This is a genomic window from Pseudomonas sp. SST3 (assembly GCF_003325755.1).
Map to the genome: position 1 here is coordinate 37,270 of NZ_QORI02000015.1, position 16,520 is coordinate 53,789.

The window sequence follows — 16,520 nt, forward strand, 5'->3', positions numbered from 1 at the left end:
GGACGATGTCGTCCGCCGGGTGACCCGTTGGCGAAACATTGCTATGATCCGCGAGCCGGGGAAAACCCGGCTTTTTTGCGTCTGTGTCCCGGTGGGTCGCAGGCGGATCCGGGCATGGCCAGTCATGCTGATCCCCTTACGGGGCATGGCGCTGTCGCCATGGTTCGAACACAATCGCGCGCGACCGGTGGGCGGCTCAGGCTGTGGCTCCGGTGTTCGTCTGCTTGACTAGGCTTGCCGTATCGAGAGGTGATTGCGAAATGGCAACGGTAGACCGCTGGCTCCTGCCAGATGGCATCGAAGAGGTGCTGCCGCCCGAGGCGGCGCGTATCGAGACCGCACGACGTCGCGTGCTGGATCTGTTCCAGTGCTGGGGCTATGAGTTGGTCATCACCCCTCATGTAGAGTTTCTCGAATCGCTGCTCACTGGTGCGGGGCAGGATCTTGATCTCAAGACCTTCAAGGTCATCGATCCGTTGTCGGGCAGACAGATGGGCTTGCGCGCGGATATCACGCCGCAGGTTGCGCGCGTGGACGCCCACACCTTACGCCGGGAAGGCCCCAGCCGGCTGTGCTATGCCGGTAGCGTGCTGCACGCCAAGCCCCAGGCGCTCGCCACTTCGCGCAGCCCGATTCAGCTCGGTGCAGAGCTTTACGGCGATGGCAGCACCTCCAGCGATATAGAGGTGATCTGTCTGATGCTGGAAACCCTCGGTCTCGCCGATGTGCCTGATGTGCACATGGACCTCGGGCACGTCGGTATCTATCGCGGGTTGGCGCGGGCCGCCGGCCTGTCTGGGAATGCCGAGCAGCGGCTGTTCGATGCGCTGCAGCGTAAGGCGATGGATGAAATTTCCGTTCTGACAGCCGACATCGAGCCGGCCCTGGCAGACATGTTACGCGCGCTGGCGAGGCTTTGCGGTGGGCGCGAGACGCTCGATGCGGCGCGTACAGCGCTGGCCGGCGCGCCGGCTACAGTACTCGAGTCGCTCGAAGGCTTGGTCCATATCGCCGATCAGCTGGCGGCGCGGTATCCGCAGCTGCCGCTGTATTTCGATCTGGGTGAGCTGCGTGGTTATCACTACCACACCGGTGTTGTGTTCGCGGTGTTCGTGCCGGGCGTTGGGCAGTCGATCGCTCAGGGCGGTCGGTATGACGACATTGGCGCGGACTTTGGTGCGGGCGCGACCGGCGACCGGCTTTTCAACGGATCTGAAAACCCTGGTCAGCCTGGGCAATGCCCAGCTCGTGGCTCCCGTCGTGGGTATCTGGGCGCCGTACAGTACCGATCCGGCCTTATGGCAGGTGGTATGCCGGCTGCGTGAGCAGGGCGAGCGCGTGGTGCAAGCTCTGGATGGGCAGCAGGGCGATGCGGCGCTGAGCGTTGGCTGCGACCGGCAGCTGCTATTGCAAGAAGGTTCCTGGGTCGTAGCGCCCCTGGCCCGCTGAAGCGGGTTTCGCTGTCTGCGCCAGGTTGGTTTTCCAGATTTTTTCGCCGGTCGTGACCGGTATGCTTCGCCAAGAGGACAAAGGTTTATGGGTAAGAATGTCGTGGTCCTGGGCACCCAATGGGGTGATGAGGGCAAGGGCAAGATCGTCGATCTGCTGACCGACCAGGCGGCGGCCGTGGTTCGTTTCCAGGGCGGCCACAATGCCGGTCACACTCTGGTCATCGATGGCGAAAAAACCGTGCTACATCTGATTCCGTCCGGGATCCTGCGCGAAAACGTGCAGTGTCTGATCGGCAACGGTGTGGTCGTGGCGCCAGACGCGCTGATGCGCGAGATCGCCAAGCTGGAAGAAAAGGGTGTGCCGGTGCGTGAGCGTCTGCGCATCAGTCCCGCCTGTACACTGATTCTGCCGTATCACGTGGCTCTGGATCAGGCCCGCGAAGCATCTCGCTCCGAAGGCAAAATCGGCACCACGGGACGCGGTATCGGTCCGGCTTACGAGGACAAGGTAGCGCGCCGCGGACTTAGAATTGGTGATCTGTTCAATCCCGAACGCTTTGCCGTCAAGCTGCGTGAGCTGCTCGAATATCACAATTTCATCCTGCAGAATTTCTATAAAGTCGAGCCGGTCGATTTCCAGAAGACATTGGATGAAGCGCTGGGTTATGCCGAGATCCTCAAGCCGATGATGACTGACGTTTCGGCTCGCCTGCATGAATTGCGCAAGCAGGGCGCGCGCATCATGTTCGAAGGCGCCCAGGGCTCGTTGCTGGATATCGATCACGGTACTTATCCGTATGTCACAAGTTCCAGTACCACGGCTGGCGGCACGGCTACCGGTTCTGGTTTCGGCCCGCTGTATCTGGACTACATCCTCGGCATTACCAAGGCCTACACGACGCGCGTCGGTTCCGGTCCGTTTCCGACGGAGCTGTTCGATGATGTGGGGGCTCGCCTGGCTGAGCGTGGCCACGAATTCGGGTCTACAACGGGTCGGGCGCGGCGCTGTGGCTGGTTCGACGCAGTCATCCTGCGTCGCGCCATCGAGATCAACAGTGTGTCGGGGATCTGCCTGACCAAGCTGGATGTGCTTGACGGCCTGGAAACTATCCGTATCTGCGTGGCGTACAAAGATCGGAACGGAGAAACGCTGGTTGACGCGCCGACCGACGCAGACAGCTATCAGGGGTTGCAGCCGGTTTATGAAGAGCTGGCTGGCTGGAGCGAGTCCACCGTTGGCGTCAAGTCGCTCGATGCGCTGCCGGCGAACGCCCGCGCCTATATCAAGCGCATCGAAGAGCTCGTTGAGGCGCCGGTCGATATCATTTCCACTGGCCCTGATCGCAACGAGACCATCGTGCTGCGTCATCCTTACGCCTGATTATCACGGCAACGAAAATGGACCGCCTTCGGGCGGTCTTTTCGTTCCGGCTGGGCGCGCTGAGTGGCAGGCTGCGCGCAGCGGGCTGGCAATCTAAACGTCCGGTTAACTAGCGCTGCCGAAGCGTTTTCTTTGCGTGCGGAAACGAAAAAACCGAGCCAGTGGCTCGGTTTTTTCTGAAAAGTGGTGCCCAGGAGAAGACTCGAACTTCCACGATGTTGCCATCGCTAGGACCTGAACCTAGTGCGTCTACCAATTCCGCCACCTGGGCACATTGCGATGATTGCTCACCGACTTATGTCGATTGCTGGTCGAGGCCGACAAACCTCGTGTCTATGAGACTCTCGCCATCGGCAAGAATTTCATCAAGTAAATGGTGCCCAGGAGAAGACTCGAACTTCCACGGTGTTGCCACCGCTAGGACCTGAACCTAGTGCGTCTACCAATTCCGCCACCTGGGCACTGCAAACGATGATACTTCGTCGTTTCCGTGTTACAACGTCTACCAGACATTGTGGGCGCGAACTATACGGGCGGGGTTGCGCCTTGTAAAGCCCGGCAAAGGAAAAATAATTCGCTCGAAAGCTGCCGCCGGCACGCGTTTCGCGCTTCAATAGATATAGGGCGTTCTGCCTCTATAAATGAATGAAAGGTGACATCTCTTAATGGCCGATTGGCAATCCCTCGACCCCGAGGCCGCACGTGAAGCGGAGAAGTACGAAAACCCCATTCCCAGCCGCGAGCTGATTATCCAGCACCTGAGCGAGCGTGGCTCGCCAGCGGCGCGTGAGCAGCTGGTGGAAGAGTTCGGATTATCCTCCGAAGACGATATCGAAGCTCTGCGCCGCCGTCTGCGCGCGATGGAGCGTGACGGTCAGCTGATCTATACCCGGCGCGGCACCTATGCCCCGGTGGACAAGCTGGATCTGGTTTGCGGTCGTGTCAGCGGCCACCGCGACGGATTTGGCTTTCTGATTCCCGATGATCGCAGCGACGACCTGTTCCTGAGCCCCGCGCAGATGCGCCTGGTATTCGATGGTGACCGCTGCCTGGCCCGCGTGGCCGGGCTCGATCGCCGCGGTCGCCGCGAAGGCGCCATTGTCGAAGTGATCAGTCGCGCCCATGAAACAATCGTTGGCCGCTATCAGGAAGAAAGCGGAATCGGTTTCGTCATGGCCGACAATCCCAAGATTCAGCAGGAAGTTCTGGTGACGCCAGGTCGCTCCATGGGTGCCAAGCCGGGACAGTTCGTCGAAATCAAGATCACCCACTGGCCGACTCAGCGCTTCCAGCCTCAGGGCGATGTGGTCGAGGTGATTGGCAACTACATGGCGCCGGGTATGGAAATCGACGTCGCTCTGCGCAGCTTCGACATCCCTCATGTCTGGCCTGACGCGGTTAAGCGTGAGGCGGCCAAGCTTAAGCCGGAAGTGGACGAGAAGGACAAGCAGAAGCGTGTCGATCTTCGTCATCTGCCTTTCGTCACCATTGACGGCGAAGATGCGCGGGACTTCGACGATGCGGTCTATTGCGAAAAGCTCAGCGGCTGGAAGCTTTTCTCCGGTGGTTTCCGCCTGTACGTCGCGATTGCCGACGTCTCGCATTACGTGAAAGTCGGTTCGGCGCTGGATCAGGAAGCCGAGCTGCGTGGCACCTCGGTGTACTTCCCCGAGCGCGTCGTGCCAATGCTGCCAGAGGAGCTGTCGAATGGCCTCTGCTCGTTGAACCCGCACGTCGATCGTCTGGCCATGGTGTGTGAAATCACCCTGAACAAGTCGGGGAAGATGACGGACTACCAGTTCTACGAAGCCGTCATTCACTCCCATGCTCGGCTGACTTATAACAAGGTCAGTAGCATGCTCGAACAACCGTCTTCGACCGAAGGCAAGCGTTTGATCGGTGAGTATGGCGAGGTACTGCCGCACCTCAAGCAGCTGTATGCGCTATACAAAATGCTGCTCAAGGCGCGACACAGTCGGGGTGCGATCGATTTTGAAACCCAGGAGACGCGCATCGTCTTCGGTGCCGGGCGCAAAATCGCGGCGATCAAGCCCACCGAGCGCAACGACGCTCACAAGCTGATCGAGGAATGCATGCTGTGCGCCAACGTGGCCACCGCACGCTTCCTTCAAGATCATGATATGCCGGGTCTGTATCGCGTTCATGATGGCCCGCCGCTTGAGCGCCAGGAGAAGCTGCGAGCGTTTCTCGGTGAGCTGGGGTTGACGCTCCACAAGGGAAAGGAGGGGCCGACGCCGAAGGATTATCAGGCGTTGCTTGAGCGTATCCAGGGGCGTCCCGATTTCCACGTAATCCAGACGGTGATGCTCCGTTCGCTTAGCCAGGCGGTCTACAGTCCCGACAACAACGGTCACTTCGGTCTGAATTACGAGGCCTACGCACACTTCACCTCACCGATCCGCCGTTATCCGGATCTGCTGATCCATCGTGCGATCCGCAGCGTCATCCGCTCGCGCCGCGACACGTCGCATGTGCGTCGTGAGGGTGCGACCAGCATGCCCAAGGCGCGCATCTATCCGTATGACGAGGCGGCGCTGGAACAGTTGGGTGAGCAGTGCTCGATGACCGAACGGCGTGCCGACGAAGCGACCCGTGACGTGGTGAACTGGCTCAAGTGCGAGTTCATGAAGGATCGGGTTGGCGAGAGCTTTCCGGGCGTCATCACGGCGGTCACCGGGTTCGGCCTGTTCGTCGAGCTGACCGATGTCTATGTCGAGGGCCTGGTTCATGTGACCGCCATGCCCGGCGACTACTATCATTTCGATCCACTGCATCATCGCCTTTCGGGCGAGCGCAGTGGGCGCAGCTTCCGTCTCGGCGACAGCGTTGAGGTGCGGGTCATGCGTGTCGATCTCGACGAACGCAAGATCGACTTCGAGCTGATCAGTGGCGGCACTAAGACTGGAATCGCTGAGCGCGGCTCGGCGGATGGTCGGGGGGCGCGTAAGGATGGGCGCAGCAAGAAGGTGAATGCACCATCCTCCAGTGCGCGAGAGTCCGTCAGTCCGGAAGTGCGCAAAAGCCGCGAGATGAAAAAGGCTCTGCTTGGCGAAGCCAAGGGGGACAAGGCGGCAAAAGGCAAACCCAAGCGCAGCTCCTCGAAGGCCAAGCCATCCGGCAAGCCGGACGGCAGCGCACCACGCAAGCGCAAGGCCAAGTCATGAGTGATCTGGAGAAAATATACGGCCTACACGCCGTAGAGGCCTTGCTTCGCCATCATCCGAAGCGGGTCAAGCAGGTCTGGCTGGCCGAAGGGCGCGACGATCCACGCGTGCAGGCGCTGATCCAGTTGGCTGCGCAATCGAAGGTGCGTGTCGGCCAATGCGAACGCCGTGAAATGGATGCTTGGGTCGAAGGCGTCCATCAAGGCGTTGTGGCCGATGTCAGCCCCAGTCAGGTCTGGGGTGATGCGATGCTTGAAGAGCTGCTGGATCGGACCGAAGGGGCGCCGTTGTTGCTCGTGCTCGACGGCGTCACGGATCCTCATAACTTGGGCGCCTGCCTGCGTACCGCCGATGCGGCTGGGGCGCTGGCAGTGATCATCCCCAAGGACAAGTCCGCAACCTTGAACGCCACAGTGCGCAAGGTGGCCTGTGGTGCGGCGGAAGTCATTCCGCTGGTGGCTGTGACCAATCTTGCGCGGACGCTGGAGAAGCTGCAGCAGCGTGGCCTATGGATCGTCGGTACCGCTGGGGAGGCTGAGCAGGAAATCTACGACCAGGACCTCAGTGGTCCTATCGTTCTGGTGATGGGGGCGGAAGGTAAGGGCATGCGGCGTTTGACACGCGAGCATTGCGATTTCCTGGTGAGACTACCAATGGCCGGGAGTGTCAGTAGTCTCAATGTGTCGGTTGCCACCGGCGTCTGTCTATTCGAGGCGCTACGCCAGCGCCGTGCTGGCAGGTCGGGCTAATCGGCAGGCGGTGGCGGTGTTGCACGTGCCATCGCCCCAGCGTTATCGCCGCACCTCGAAACGGATCGCCTCAGTCGCGGTCAACTGCCCATTCCTGATTTACGGTCGGCGTCGTTCGGCTGTTGGTTTGCGCGTCCGGTGGTCACTCTCGATGTAGATCGCGACAGGCACGCGTCATGGAGGTTGTATGCCGCAACGCCCGCCTTTCGAGGCACTGTTCAGGATTTCTCCGAACGCCTATCTGCTGCTTGACCGTGAGCTGACCATACTGGATGCCAATGACGCATATCTGAAGCTTACGGCGCGTACGCTCGACGAGATCGTTGGGCGGCGGATACATGAGGCGTTCGCGGCTGATCCGAAAGCGCCTGAAACGACCCATGTCGATGAGCTGCTGGATTCCTTTGCCCGCGTACTTCGCAGCAAGGCCGTCGATACGCTACCGGTCATCCGGTACTCGATTGCGGTGAGCTCCGATAGCGGCGCGTCCTATCAGGATCGTTACTGGAGCGCGACACATACACCCGTGCTGGATGGGCGCGGCGAAGTGAGCGCTATCCTGCAGCACACCATGGACATTACCGAACTGCAGTCGCTCAAGGACTCCCAGCGCTCGGCAGAGTCCCGGGGCCAGCCTTTGCAGCAAATTCAGGCTGCGATCATGGCGCGCGCGAGATCGATGCAGGAAGAAGGCAATCAGCTGCGCCAGCTTTTTTCGCAGGCGCCGGGTTTCGTCTGCTTTCTGCGTGGCCCGGAGCACGTCTACGAGTTGGTCAACGAGGCCCATCAGCGGCTAACTGGTTATCGCCAGCTGATCGGTAAGCGTATGAGCGACGGTCTGCCCGAGCTAGCGCACCAGGGGTTCATCGAGCTGTTGGATCAGGCCTATCGCACTGGGGAACCCTACGTTGGCAAAGGTATGCGAGCGCTGTTTGAGCGTCGTCCCGGCGCAGGTCCCGAGGAGGTCTATCTCGATTTCGTGTTTCAGCCAATCGTCGAGCGCGACGGCCAAGTATCGGGCATTTTCGTGCAGGGCAATGATGTGACCGAGCAGCATCGCAACCAGCAGGAGCTGCGCGAGCACCGCGAGCATCTAGAGGAGCTGGTTCGTGATCGGACGCGTGAGCTCTTGCATAGCGAATCCGAACGCCGCGTGGCAGAGGCGGCGCTGATGCAATCGCAGAAACTCGAAGCGGTGGGCAAGCTGACTGGTGGCATCGCTCACGATTTCAACAACATGCTGCAGATTATTGGCGGCAACCTACAGCTGTTACGCAGGAATCTGGGCGCTGACGAGACGGCGCAGCGGCGTCTGGAGTCCGCGGTGGGTGGCGTGGAAAAAGGTGCGCGCCTGGCGTCGCAGCTGCTTGCGTTTGCCAGTCGCCAGCCTCTTCAGCCCCAATCGGTCGATTTGGGGGAGTTGCTCGGGCAGATGAGCGAGCTGCTGGGCGGCGCCCTGGGCCGGGCGGTGCAGGTGGAGGTCGACGTTCAGCCGAACCTGTGGCCGGTCTTCGCCGATGTAGGCAACTTACAGGCCGCAATCCTCAATCTTGCGGTCAATGCACGTGACGCAATGGTGGGTGGTGGTGCGTTGTGCATACGCTTGCGTAACCGCTCGCTGGACGCCACGCAGCTTGTGGATCAGGTGGATGTCGCCGCAGGGCCGTACGTCGAGCTGAGCGTTATCGACGAAGGTGTGGGAATGCCCCCCGAGGTGAAAGTGCGCGCATTCGAGCCGTTCTTTACCACCCGTCAGGACACCAATGCCTCAGGTCTCGGCTTGAGCATGGTCTATGGCTTCGTCAAGCAGAGTGGCGGATTCGTTGTGCTGGAAAGCGAAGAGGGACGCGGTACGTCCGTGAGTGTATATCTGCCGCGGTACGTCTCCGAGCGGCAGCAGGACGTTCATGAGGCGATCGCCAGCCGTGATCCGGATTCGGCGCCGGCGACATCGCCGGGCGAGGCCTTGCCGGAGCAGACCGTTGGCTTGAGCATCCTCTTTGTCGAGGATGATCCTACGCTGCGTATGCTCACTGGCGAGGTGATGGAAGAGCTGGGTCATGAAGTCAATGCATGCGAGTCGGCGGAGGCCGCGCTGGAGCAGTTGGGGCAGCGCCGCTTCGATGTGCTGCTGACCGATGTGGGGCTGGCTGGTATGAGCGGCATCGAGCTGGTGCGCCGGGCGAAGTTGCGCGATTCCGCACTGAGCATCGTGATCGCATCCGGTTATGCCATCAATGCACGTGACGAAGGTCTGGACGATCTGCGAACCATGCTCAAGCCCTACGATATCCATCAGGTCCGATCACTGCTCGAAAGTATCCGAGCCGAGCGCGCGCTCGCCCAGCGAAGCTGAGTTCGGCTGGTTAAATAATCACCAAGGCGCCTTGCGCGCTTGACCGGGCTTCTCTAGAATTGCGCCCCTTGCCCGGATGGCAGGCGTTTGCGCGCCTCTCTGGCAGGCAAGACAAACATACTCATTCACTCCTTGCCTGATCCGTGTTGTGCGGCAGGCTGCAACCCGTAAGGAGCAACAATGCGTCATTACGAAATCATCTTTCTGGTCCACCCCGACCAGAGCGAGCAGGTTGGCGGCATGGTGGAGCGTTACACCAAGCTGATCGAAGAGGACGGTGGCAAGATTCATCGTCTGGAAGACTGGGGCCGCCGTCAGTTGGCTTACGCCATCAACAACGTGCACAAGGCTCACTACGTGATGCTGAACGTCGAGTGCAGCGGCAAGGCACTGGCTGAGCTGGAAGACAACTTCCGCTACAACGACGCCGTCATCCGTAACCTGGTCATTCGTCGCGATGAAGCCGAGACTGAACAGTCCGAGATGCTGAAGGCCGAGGAAAACCGTAGCGAGCGCCGTGAGCGTCGTGATCGCCCTGAATCTGACAATGTCAATGAAAACGACAATGACAGCGACAGCCGCGACAACAACGCTGACGAGTAATCCACGGACCTATTGAGGAGCCTATTTCATGGCACGTTTTTTCCGTCGTCGTAAGTTCTGCCGTTTCACTGCAGAAAACGTGAAAGAGATCGACTACAAGGATCTCAACACGCTGAAGGCCTACATTTCCGAAACCGGCAAGATCGTCCCTAGCCGTATCACCGGAACCAAAGCACGCTATCAGCGCCAGCTGGCTACCGCTATCAAGCGCGCCCGTTTCCTGGCCCTGCTGCCCTACACCGACAGCCACGGCCGTTGATCGAACTGTTCGACAGACGTAAAGGATAAATCGCATGCGCGCCCTGGCTGACTTCATCATGCGCGGCCGTATGCAGGCAATTGTTGTAGTGGCTGGCTCTGCGGCGCTGCCGATGTTGTTCTGGCTGTGTGCTGCAGCAGGGAGCCTGGTGTTGCTGCGTCGCGGGCTGAACGACGCACTGGGTGTGTTGGTGTGGGCTGTATTGCCCGCATTGGCCTGGTGGTACTTCGGCGATCCGCGGACTCTGCTGGTACTGCTGGGATCGTTCGGATTGGCGCTGTTGTTGCGCAATCAGAACTCCTGGCGCCTTGTGATGCTGTGCAGTGTGGGGCTCGGGTTGTTGTATGCCTGGGCGCTTGGAGTGGTATTTGGCGAGCCAATTGCGGCGCTCGCCACCGAATTGCAGAAAGTGTTGCCCGACATGCTGTCGGACGCCTATCAGCAGCTTTCGGTGGAAGAGCAGGTGCGGTTGGGAGCACTGCTGACACCGGTTCTGACCGGCTTGTTGGCGGCGCTGTTGCAAATCACCACCCTGCTCAGTCTGATGCTCGGACGATACTGGCAGGCGTTGCTGTACAACCCGGGTGGCTTCGGTCTCGAGTTTCGGGCGCTGCGTTTTACGCCCGTGCCGGCAATGGTGCTCCTCGCGGGCATGTTGCTAACGCCGAGCCTCGGGGTACAGGTAGCAATGCTGGCTCCGCTGTGTAGTGTCCCGCTGGTGTTCGCCGGTATTGCACTGGTGCACGGACTGGTGGCGCAGAACCGGATGTCGCGGTTCTGGCTGGTGGGGCTTTACGTCACGCTGGTGCTGTTCATGCAGTTGATTTATCCGTTACTGGCCGTATTGGCCATTGTCGACAGCTTGTTTGATTTTCGCGGTCGGGCATCTCGTGATGACGATGCGGGACCTGCGAACGGTGAAGGTTAAGTTAAAGAGGTAAGACTCAAATGGAAGTCATCCTGCTGGAAAAAGTCGCAAACCTGGGCAACCTGGGCGACAAGGTAAACGTCAAGTCTGGTTACGGCCGCAACTATCTGCTGCCGCAGCGCAAGGCTACTGCTGCAACCCCGGCCAACATCGCCGAGTTCGAAGCTCGCCGTGCTGAACTGGAAAAAGCGGCTGCCGAGCGTAAGGCATCTGCCGAAACTCGCGCTGCTCAGCTGGCTGAACTGGAAGTCACCATTACCGCGACCGCGGGCGATGAGGGCAAGCTGTTCGGTTCCATCGGTACGCACGACATCGCCGACGCCCTGACCGCCTCCGGCGTTGAAGTGGCCAAGAGCGAAATCCGTCTGCCGAACGGCACCATCCGTCAGGTTGGTGAGTACGACGTAGCTGTGCATCTGCACACCGACGTCGAAGCGACCGTGAAGCTGATCGTGGTTGCTGGCTGAGACCAGCCTGCGTCTGGCACCCCTGGTGCCTGACGCGTAACATCGGGCACGTTTCCGCGTAAGTGGAACGTGCCCTTTGTCTTTCTGAACGTTAAAGAATTTTGAGTGCCATGAACGACATCAGCGTCCCTCAACAGTACGATCTGGAAACCGCCGCACTCAAGGTGCCGCCACATTCCATCGAAGCCGAACAGGCGGTACTTGGCGGGCTGATGCTGGACAACAACGCTTGGGAACGAGTGCTTGATCAGGTCTCCGATGGTGATTTCTACCGCCATGATCATCGGCTGATCTTCCGCGCTATTTTCACCCTGGCCGAGCGCAACTCGCCGTTCGACGTGGTGACCCTGTCCGAACAGCTGGACAAGGAAGGCCATCTGCCACAGGTCGGTGGGCTTGCTTATCTCGGTGAGTTGGCAAAAAACACTCCATCCGTCGCGAACATCAAGGCTTATGCGCAGATCATCCGCGAGCGCGCGACACTGCGTCAGCTGATCGGTATCAGCAATGAGATTGCGGACAGCGCTTATGCACCACAGGGTCGCACGGGTGAAGAGATTCTCGACGAAGCCGAACGGCTTATCTTCCAGATCGCCGAAGCCCGTCCCAAGACGGGTGGGCCGATGGGCATCAACGACATCCTGGTCAAGGCAATCGACAGGATCGATTCGCTATTCAATGCCGGCGAGGCGATCACCGGGATCTCGACCGGTTTTACCGATCTGGATGAGGCCACCAGTGGTCTGCAGGCGGCGGACCTGATCATCGTGGCCGGTCGTCCATCGATGGGTAAGACGACCTTTGCGATGAACCTGGTGGAAAACGCCGTGCTGCGCTCTGACAAAGCGATTCTAGTGTTCTCGCTGGAAATGCCTGCCGACTCCATTGTGATTCGTATGCTGGCTTCCCTTGGACGCATCGACCAGACCAAGGTGCGAACCGGCAAGCTCAGCGATGATGACTGGCCCCGGCTGACCTCGGCGGTCAACCTGCTCAACGATCGCAAACTCTTCATCGACGATACCGCCGGCATATCACCCTCGGAAATGCGCGCCCGGACAAGGCGTCTGGCGCGCGAGCATGGTGAAATCGGCATGATCATGGTCGACTACCTGCAGCTGATGCAGATTCCCGGCTCAAGCGGCGATAACCGCACCAACGAGATTTCCGAGATCTCCCGTTCGTTGAAAGGCCTGGCCAAGGAATTCAACTGTCCGGTGATTGCCCTGTCGCAGTTGAACCGCTCCCTGGAGCAGCGGCCCAACAAGCGCCCGGTCAACTCTGACCTCCGCGAATCCGGAGCCATCGAGCAGGATGCCGACATCATCATGTTCGTCTACCGGGACGAGGTTTATCACCCGGAGACCGAATACAAGGGCGTCGCCGAGATCATTATCGGCAAGCAGCGGAACGGTCCGATCGGCACCACGCGACTGGCATTCCTCGGCAAGTATTCGCGTTTCGAGAATCTGGCGCCTGGCAGTTACCAGTTCGACGACGAATAATCGTCGATCCGAGAGATGGCGGCGCGAGCGGATGTGTTGCCAGACGCTTGCGGCCCTGGCGGAAGGCGCCGGACAATGGGCGCCGTCTGTTCTCCCTCCAAAGGATTTCTCATGCGCCCCCTGGTTGCCACGGTCGATCTGGCCGCGCTTCGTCACAATTACCAGCTTGCCAAACAGTGCGCACCGGGCCGCAAGGCCTTCGCGGTGGTCAAGGCCAACGCCTATGGGCACGGTGCACCGGCCGCCGTGACGTGCCTGGCTGACGTTGCCGACGGTTTTGCAGTCGCGTCTCTGGAAGAAGCCGAGCAGGTCAGGGCGGTCGATCGCGACGCGCGGCTGTTGTTGCTTGAAGGTTGCTTCGAGCCCGAGGAGTACGTCAGGGCGGCAGCGCTAAGGCTGGATATTGCGGTGCAGGGCGAGGCGCAGGCGATTGCATTGCTGGACGCCTCAATCACCCAGCCGCTCAATGTTTGGCTGAAGCTCGACTCCGGCATGCATCGCCTGGGGTTCGCCGCCGAGGCGCTGCGCCAGTGGCACTCGCGGCTGAAGGGCGCGCCACAGGTCGCCGAAATCAACCTGATGAGCCATTTCGCCTGTGCAGACGAGCGCGGTCATCCGCTCAATGAAGCGCAGCTCGAACGCTTCAGCGGCCTGCTGGATCTGGGCTTCGATCACCGCTCGTTCGCCAACTCGGCTGCCGTGTTGACGCTGCCGGCCGCGCATATGGACTGGCTGCGCCCCGGCATCATGCTTTACGGCGCTTCACCTTTCGCTGAGCTGAGTGCGGAAACGCTCGGATTAAAACCAGTAATGACCCTGACCGCTGCGATCATCGCGGTCCGCGATGTGATGGCAGGCGAAAGCGTCGGTTACGGTGCCGGCTGGGTGGCGCAGCGCCCGTCACGTATCGCCACGGTCAGTTGTGGCTACGCTGATGGATATCCCCGTACGGCGCCGCCTGGCACCAGTGTGATCATTCGAGGCCAGCGGATGCCGCTGGTCGGGCGGGTCTCGATGGATATGCTCGCGGCGGATATCACCGATCTGCCAGAGGCGGCACTCGGCGATGAGGTCGAGCTATGGGGCGCGCAGGCGTCGATCGACGAGCTCGCCCGAGCCTGCGGCACCATCGGCTATGAATTGCTGACCAAGGTTACGCAACGAGTGCCGCGGCGCTATATCAACGGCTGAGTGGTGTTTCGCTTGCGGCGTTTGGGTAAAGGCCGGCCGACACAGTCGGTCTTCCTGATCATTTTTTGTGCTATATTCCGCGCCCGTTTTCGTTGCCCCGGTTTCTAGCCATGCACGCCGCCAAACCCCTGTTCGACTATCCAAAGTACTGGGCCGAATGTTTCGGTCCGGCACCGTTCCTGCCGATGAGCAGGGAGGAGATGGATCAGCTCGGCTGGGATTCGTGCGACATCATCATCGTCACCGGCGATGCCTATGTGGACCACCCGTCGTTCGGCATGGCGATCATCGGCCGCCTGCTGGAAGCCCAGGGTTTCCGCGTCGGCATCATCAGTCAGCCGAACTGGCAGAGCAAAGACGATTTCATGAAGCTCGGCGAGCCAAATCTGTTTTTCGGCATTGCTGCCGGCAACATGGATTCGATGATCAACCGCTACACGGCCGATCGGAAGATTCGCTCCGATGATGCCTACACGGCCGGCGGCCTGGCTGGCAAGCGTCCTGATCGCGCCAGCCTGGTCTACAGCCAGCGTTGTAAGGAGGCCTACAAGCACGTGCCGGTGGTGCTCGGCGGCATTGAAGCGTCGCTGCGTCGTATCGCCCATTACGATTACTGGTCGGACAAGGTACGTCGCTCGATCCTGATGGATGCGACTGCGGACATTCTGCTTTACGGCAACGCCGAGCGCGCTATCGTTGAGGTGGCACAGCGTCTGGCGCGGGGCGAGGCAGTCGATCAGATCACTGATGTGCGTGGCACCGCCTTCATCCGCAAGGATGCGCCGCAGGATTGGTTCGAGATCGACTCGAGCCGGATCGATCGGCCCGGTAAGGTCGACAAAATCATCAACCCCTACGTCAACACCCAGGATCTGCAAGCCTGCGCCATCGAGCAGGAGAAGGGGCCCGTCGAAGACCCGAACGAACCCAAGGTTGTTCAGCTGTTGCCGAATCCGAAGATCGAGCGTGACAGGACGGTGATCCGTCTGCCGTCATTCGAGAAAGTGCGCAACGATTCGGCGCTGTATGCCCACGCCAACCGCGTCTTGCATCTGGAAACCAATCCGGGCAACGCTCGTGCATTGGTGCAGCGCCACGGCGATCACGACATCTGGTTGAACCCGCCGCCGATCCCGCTGACCACCGAAGAGATGGATTATGTGTTCGCTTCGCCTTACGCGCGCGTTCCGCATCCGTCCTATGGCGGTGAGAAGATTCCCGCTTACGAGATGATCCGCTTCTCGGTCAACATCATGCGCGGCTGCTTTGGTGGCTGCACCTTCTGTTCGATCACCGAGCACGAAGGCCGGATCATCCAGAACCGCTCCCACGAGTCGATCCTGCATGAGATCGAGGAGATGAAAAAGCTGCCGGGCTTTACCGGCGTGGTGTCTGACCTCGGCGGGCCGACCGCCAACATGTACCGCATCGCCTGCAAGAGCCCGGAAATCGAGACGCATTGCCGCAAGCCGTCGTGTGTGTATCCGGGCATTTGCGAGAACCTCAACACCGACCACAGTTCGCTGATCGAGCTGTACCGCAAGGCGCGTGCGCTACCGGGCGTGAAGAAAATCCTGATTGCATCCGGCCTGCGTTATGACCTGGCTGTCGAGTCGCCTGAGTACGTAAAAGAGCTCGTCACTCATCATGTTGGCGGTTACCTGAAGATCGCTCCGGAGCACACCGAGCGCGGTCCGCTGGACAAGATGATGAAGCCCGGGATTGGCAGCTATGACAAGTTCAAGCGGATGTTCGAGAAGTGCTCGAAGGAGGCGGGCAAGGAGCAGTACCTGATCCCGTACTTCATCGCCGCGCATCCCGGCACCACCGACGAGGACATGATGAACCTCGCCTTGTGGCTCAAGGCCAACGGCTTCCGTGCCGACCAGGTGCAGGCCTTTTATCCTTCGCCGATGGCCAGCGCCACGGCCATGTACCACAGCGGCAAGAACCCGCTGCGCAAGGTGACGTACAAGAGCGAGGGTGTCGCCATCGTCAAGAGCGAAGAGCAGCGTCGGTTGCACAAGGCGTTCCTGCGCTATCACGATCCCAAGGGTTGGCCAATGCTACGCGAGGCCTTGCAGCGCATGGGGCGGGCCGACCTGATCGGTAGCGGTAAGCATCAGCTGATTCCGGCTCATCAACCGACCATCGATGGCTATCAGAGTGCGCGGCGCAAGAACTCCACCCCGGTCGGCAGCAAGAAGGCGGGGCAGGGAGGCAAGATTCTTACCCAGCACAACGGCTTGCCCCCGCGTAGCCACGACGGCAATGCCTGGGACAAGCGCGAGCAGGCCAAGGCGGACGCCGAGGCCCGGCGCAAGGCTGCTGCAGGTGGCGCTGGTAAGCCGTCCGGCAAGAACCGCAAGCCGTCGCAGCGCCCCGTCGCGCCGCGCTGATCGAGCCTCCGGCGCGAGCGTCGCTGGCGCCGATTCAGGACCGTTT

General features: G+C 60.4%; 11 protein-coding genes, 2 tRNA genes and 1 pseudogene. 12 read left to right on the forward strand and 2 right to left on the reverse strand.

Annotated elements, in window-relative coordinates:
- Window positions 1-260 precede the first annotated feature (260 nt).
- Window positions 261-1,449 (forward strand): annotated as a pseudogene (locus DQ405_RS15900) (ATP phosphoribosyltransferase regulatory subunit).
- An 87-nt stretch (window positions 1,450-1,536) separates the two neighbouring features.
- Window positions 1,537-2,832 carry an adenylosuccinate synthase gene (locus DQ405_RS15905; RefSeq protein ID WP_168425123.1) on the forward strand — a complete coding sequence of 432 codons (1,296 nt, stop codon included), beginning with the start codon at window positions 1,537-1,539 and terminating at the stop codon, window positions 2,830-2,832.
- 184 nt (window positions 2,833-3,016) lie between these two features.
- Here DQ405_RS15905 and DQ405_RS15910 read toward each other — a convergent pair.
- Window positions 3,017-3,103: transfer RNA gene (locus DQ405_RS15910), tRNA-Leu, on the reverse strand.
- 103 nt (window positions 3,104-3,206) lie between these two features.
- Window positions 3,207-3,293, reverse strand: a tRNA-Leu gene (locus DQ405_RS15915).
- Window positions 3,294-3,497: 204 nt separating this feature from the next.
- On the opposite strand from DQ405_RS15915, the gene rnr reads away from it, so the two are divergent.
- The 10 genes from rnr to DQ405_RS15965 all read left to right on the forward strand — a co-directional run bounded on the left by rnr (window position 3,498) and on the right by DQ405_RS15965 (window position 16,474).
- Window positions 3,498-6,017 (forward strand): ribonuclease R, encoded by a 2,520-nt coding sequence (gene rnr / locus DQ405_RS15920; protein WP_168425124.1) that lies wholly within the window; start codon window positions 3,498-3,500, stop codon window positions 6,015-6,017.
- On the forward strand, window positions 6,014-6,766 hold the full coding sequence (gene rlmB / locus DQ405_RS15925; RefSeq protein WP_168425125.1) for a 23S rRNA (guanosine(2251)-2'-O)-methyltransferase RlmB: 753 nt from the start codon (window positions 6,014-6,016) through the stop codon (window positions 6,764-6,766). The genes rnr and rlmB overlap by 4 nt, the downstream gene beginning before the upstream one ends.
- A 187-nt stretch (window positions 6,767-6,953) precedes the next feature.
- Window positions 6,954-9,122 (forward strand): PAS domain-containing protein, encoded by a 2,169-nt coding sequence (locus DQ405_RS15930; RefSeq protein WP_168425126.1) that lies wholly within the window; start codon window positions 6,954-6,956, stop codon window positions 9,120-9,122.
- A gap of 180 nt (window positions 9,123-9,302) precedes the next feature.
- Window positions 9,303-9,725, forward strand: a complete 423-nt coding sequence (gene rpsF / locus DQ405_RS15935; protein ID WP_168425127.1) for a 30S ribosomal protein S6 — start codon at window positions 9,303-9,305, stop codon at window positions 9,723-9,725.
- A 28-nt stretch (window positions 9,726-9,753) separates the two neighbouring features.
- The gene (gene rpsR / locus DQ405_RS15940; RefSeq protein ID WP_019340128.1) at window positions 9,754-9,984 is read left to right on the forward strand and encodes a 30S ribosomal protein S18; all 231 of its coding nucleotides are present in this window, start codon (window positions 9,754-9,756) and stop codon (window positions 9,982-9,984) included.
- 34 nt (window positions 9,985-10,018) lie between these two features.
- Window positions 10,019-10,912: a hypothetical protein gene (locus tag DQ405_RS15945; RefSeq protein WP_168425128.1), complete on the forward strand. Its 894-nt coding sequence runs from the start codon at window positions 10,019-10,021 to the stop codon at window positions 10,910-10,912.
- Between the two features lie 20 nt (window positions 10,913-10,932).
- Window positions 10,933-11,379, forward strand: a complete 447-nt coding sequence (rplI, locus tag DQ405_RS15950) for a 50S ribosomal protein L9 (protein WP_168425129.1) — start codon at window positions 10,933-10,935, stop codon at window positions 11,377-11,379.
- Between the two features lie 110 nt (window positions 11,380-11,489).
- A complete protein-coding gene (gene dnaB / locus DQ405_RS15955) occupies window positions 11,490-12,884 on the forward strand; it encodes a replicative DNA helicase (protein WP_168425130.1) in 1,395 nt (464 codons plus the stop codon).
- A gap of 111 nt (window positions 12,885-12,995) precedes the next feature.
- Window positions 12,996-14,075 carry an alanine racemase gene (gene alr, locus DQ405_RS15960; protein WP_168425131.1) on the forward strand — a complete coding sequence of 360 codons (1,080 nt, stop codon included), beginning with the start codon at window positions 12,996-12,998 and terminating at the stop codon, window positions 14,073-14,075.
- A 110-nt stretch (window positions 14,076-14,185) separates the two neighbouring features.
- Complete coding sequence (locus DQ405_RS15965; protein WP_168425132.1) at window positions 14,186-16,474, forward strand: YgiQ family radical SAM protein; 2,289 nt, start codon at window positions 14,186-14,188, stop codon at window positions 16,472-16,474.
- Window positions 16,475-16,520 lie beyond the last annotated feature (46 nt).

Excerpts from the sequence above, each read along its gene's own strand:
- DQ405_RS15945 (WP_168425128.1), top strand. The coding sequence starts at position 10,019 with ATGCGCGCCCTGGCTGACTTCATCATGCGCGGCCGTATGCAGGCAATT.
- DQ405_RS15930 (WP_168425126.1), top strand. The coding sequence starts at position 6,954 with ATGCCGCAACGCCCGCCTTTCGAGGCACTGTTCAGGATTTCTCCGAAC.
- rnr (WP_168425124.1), top strand. The coding sequence starts at position 3,498 with ATGGCCGATTGGCAATCCCTCGACCCCGAGGCCGCACGTGAAGCGGAG.
- DQ405_RS15965 (WP_168425132.1), top strand. The coding sequence starts at position 14,186 with ATGCACGCCGCCAAACCCCTGTTCGACTATCCAAAGTACTGGGCCGAA.
- alr (WP_168425131.1), top strand. The coding sequence starts at position 12,996 with ATGCGCCCCCTGGTTGCCACGGTCGATCTGGCCGCGCTTCGTCACAAT.
- rpsR (WP_019340128.1), top strand. The coding sequence starts at position 9,754 with ATGGCACGTTTTTTCCGTCGTCGTAAGTTCTGCCGTTTCACTGCAGAA.
- rplI (WP_168425129.1), top strand. The coding sequence starts at position 10,933 with ATGGAAGTCATCCTGCTGGAAAAAGTCGCAAACCTGGGCAACCTGGGC.
- dnaB (WP_168425130.1), top strand. The coding sequence starts at position 11,490 with ATGAACGACATCAGCGTCCCTCAACAGTACGATCTGGAAACCGCCGCA.
- DQ405_RS15905 (WP_168425123.1), top strand. The coding sequence starts at position 1,537 with ATGGGTAAGAATGTCGTGGTCCTGGGCACCCAATGGGGTGATGAGGGC.
- rpsF (WP_168425127.1), top strand. The coding sequence starts at position 9,303 with ATGCGTCATTACGAAATCATCTTTCTGGTCCACCCCGACCAGAGCGAG.
- rlmB (WP_168425125.1), top strand. The coding sequence starts at position 6,014 with ATGAGTGATCTGGAGAAAATATACGGCCTACACGCCGTAGAGGCCTTG.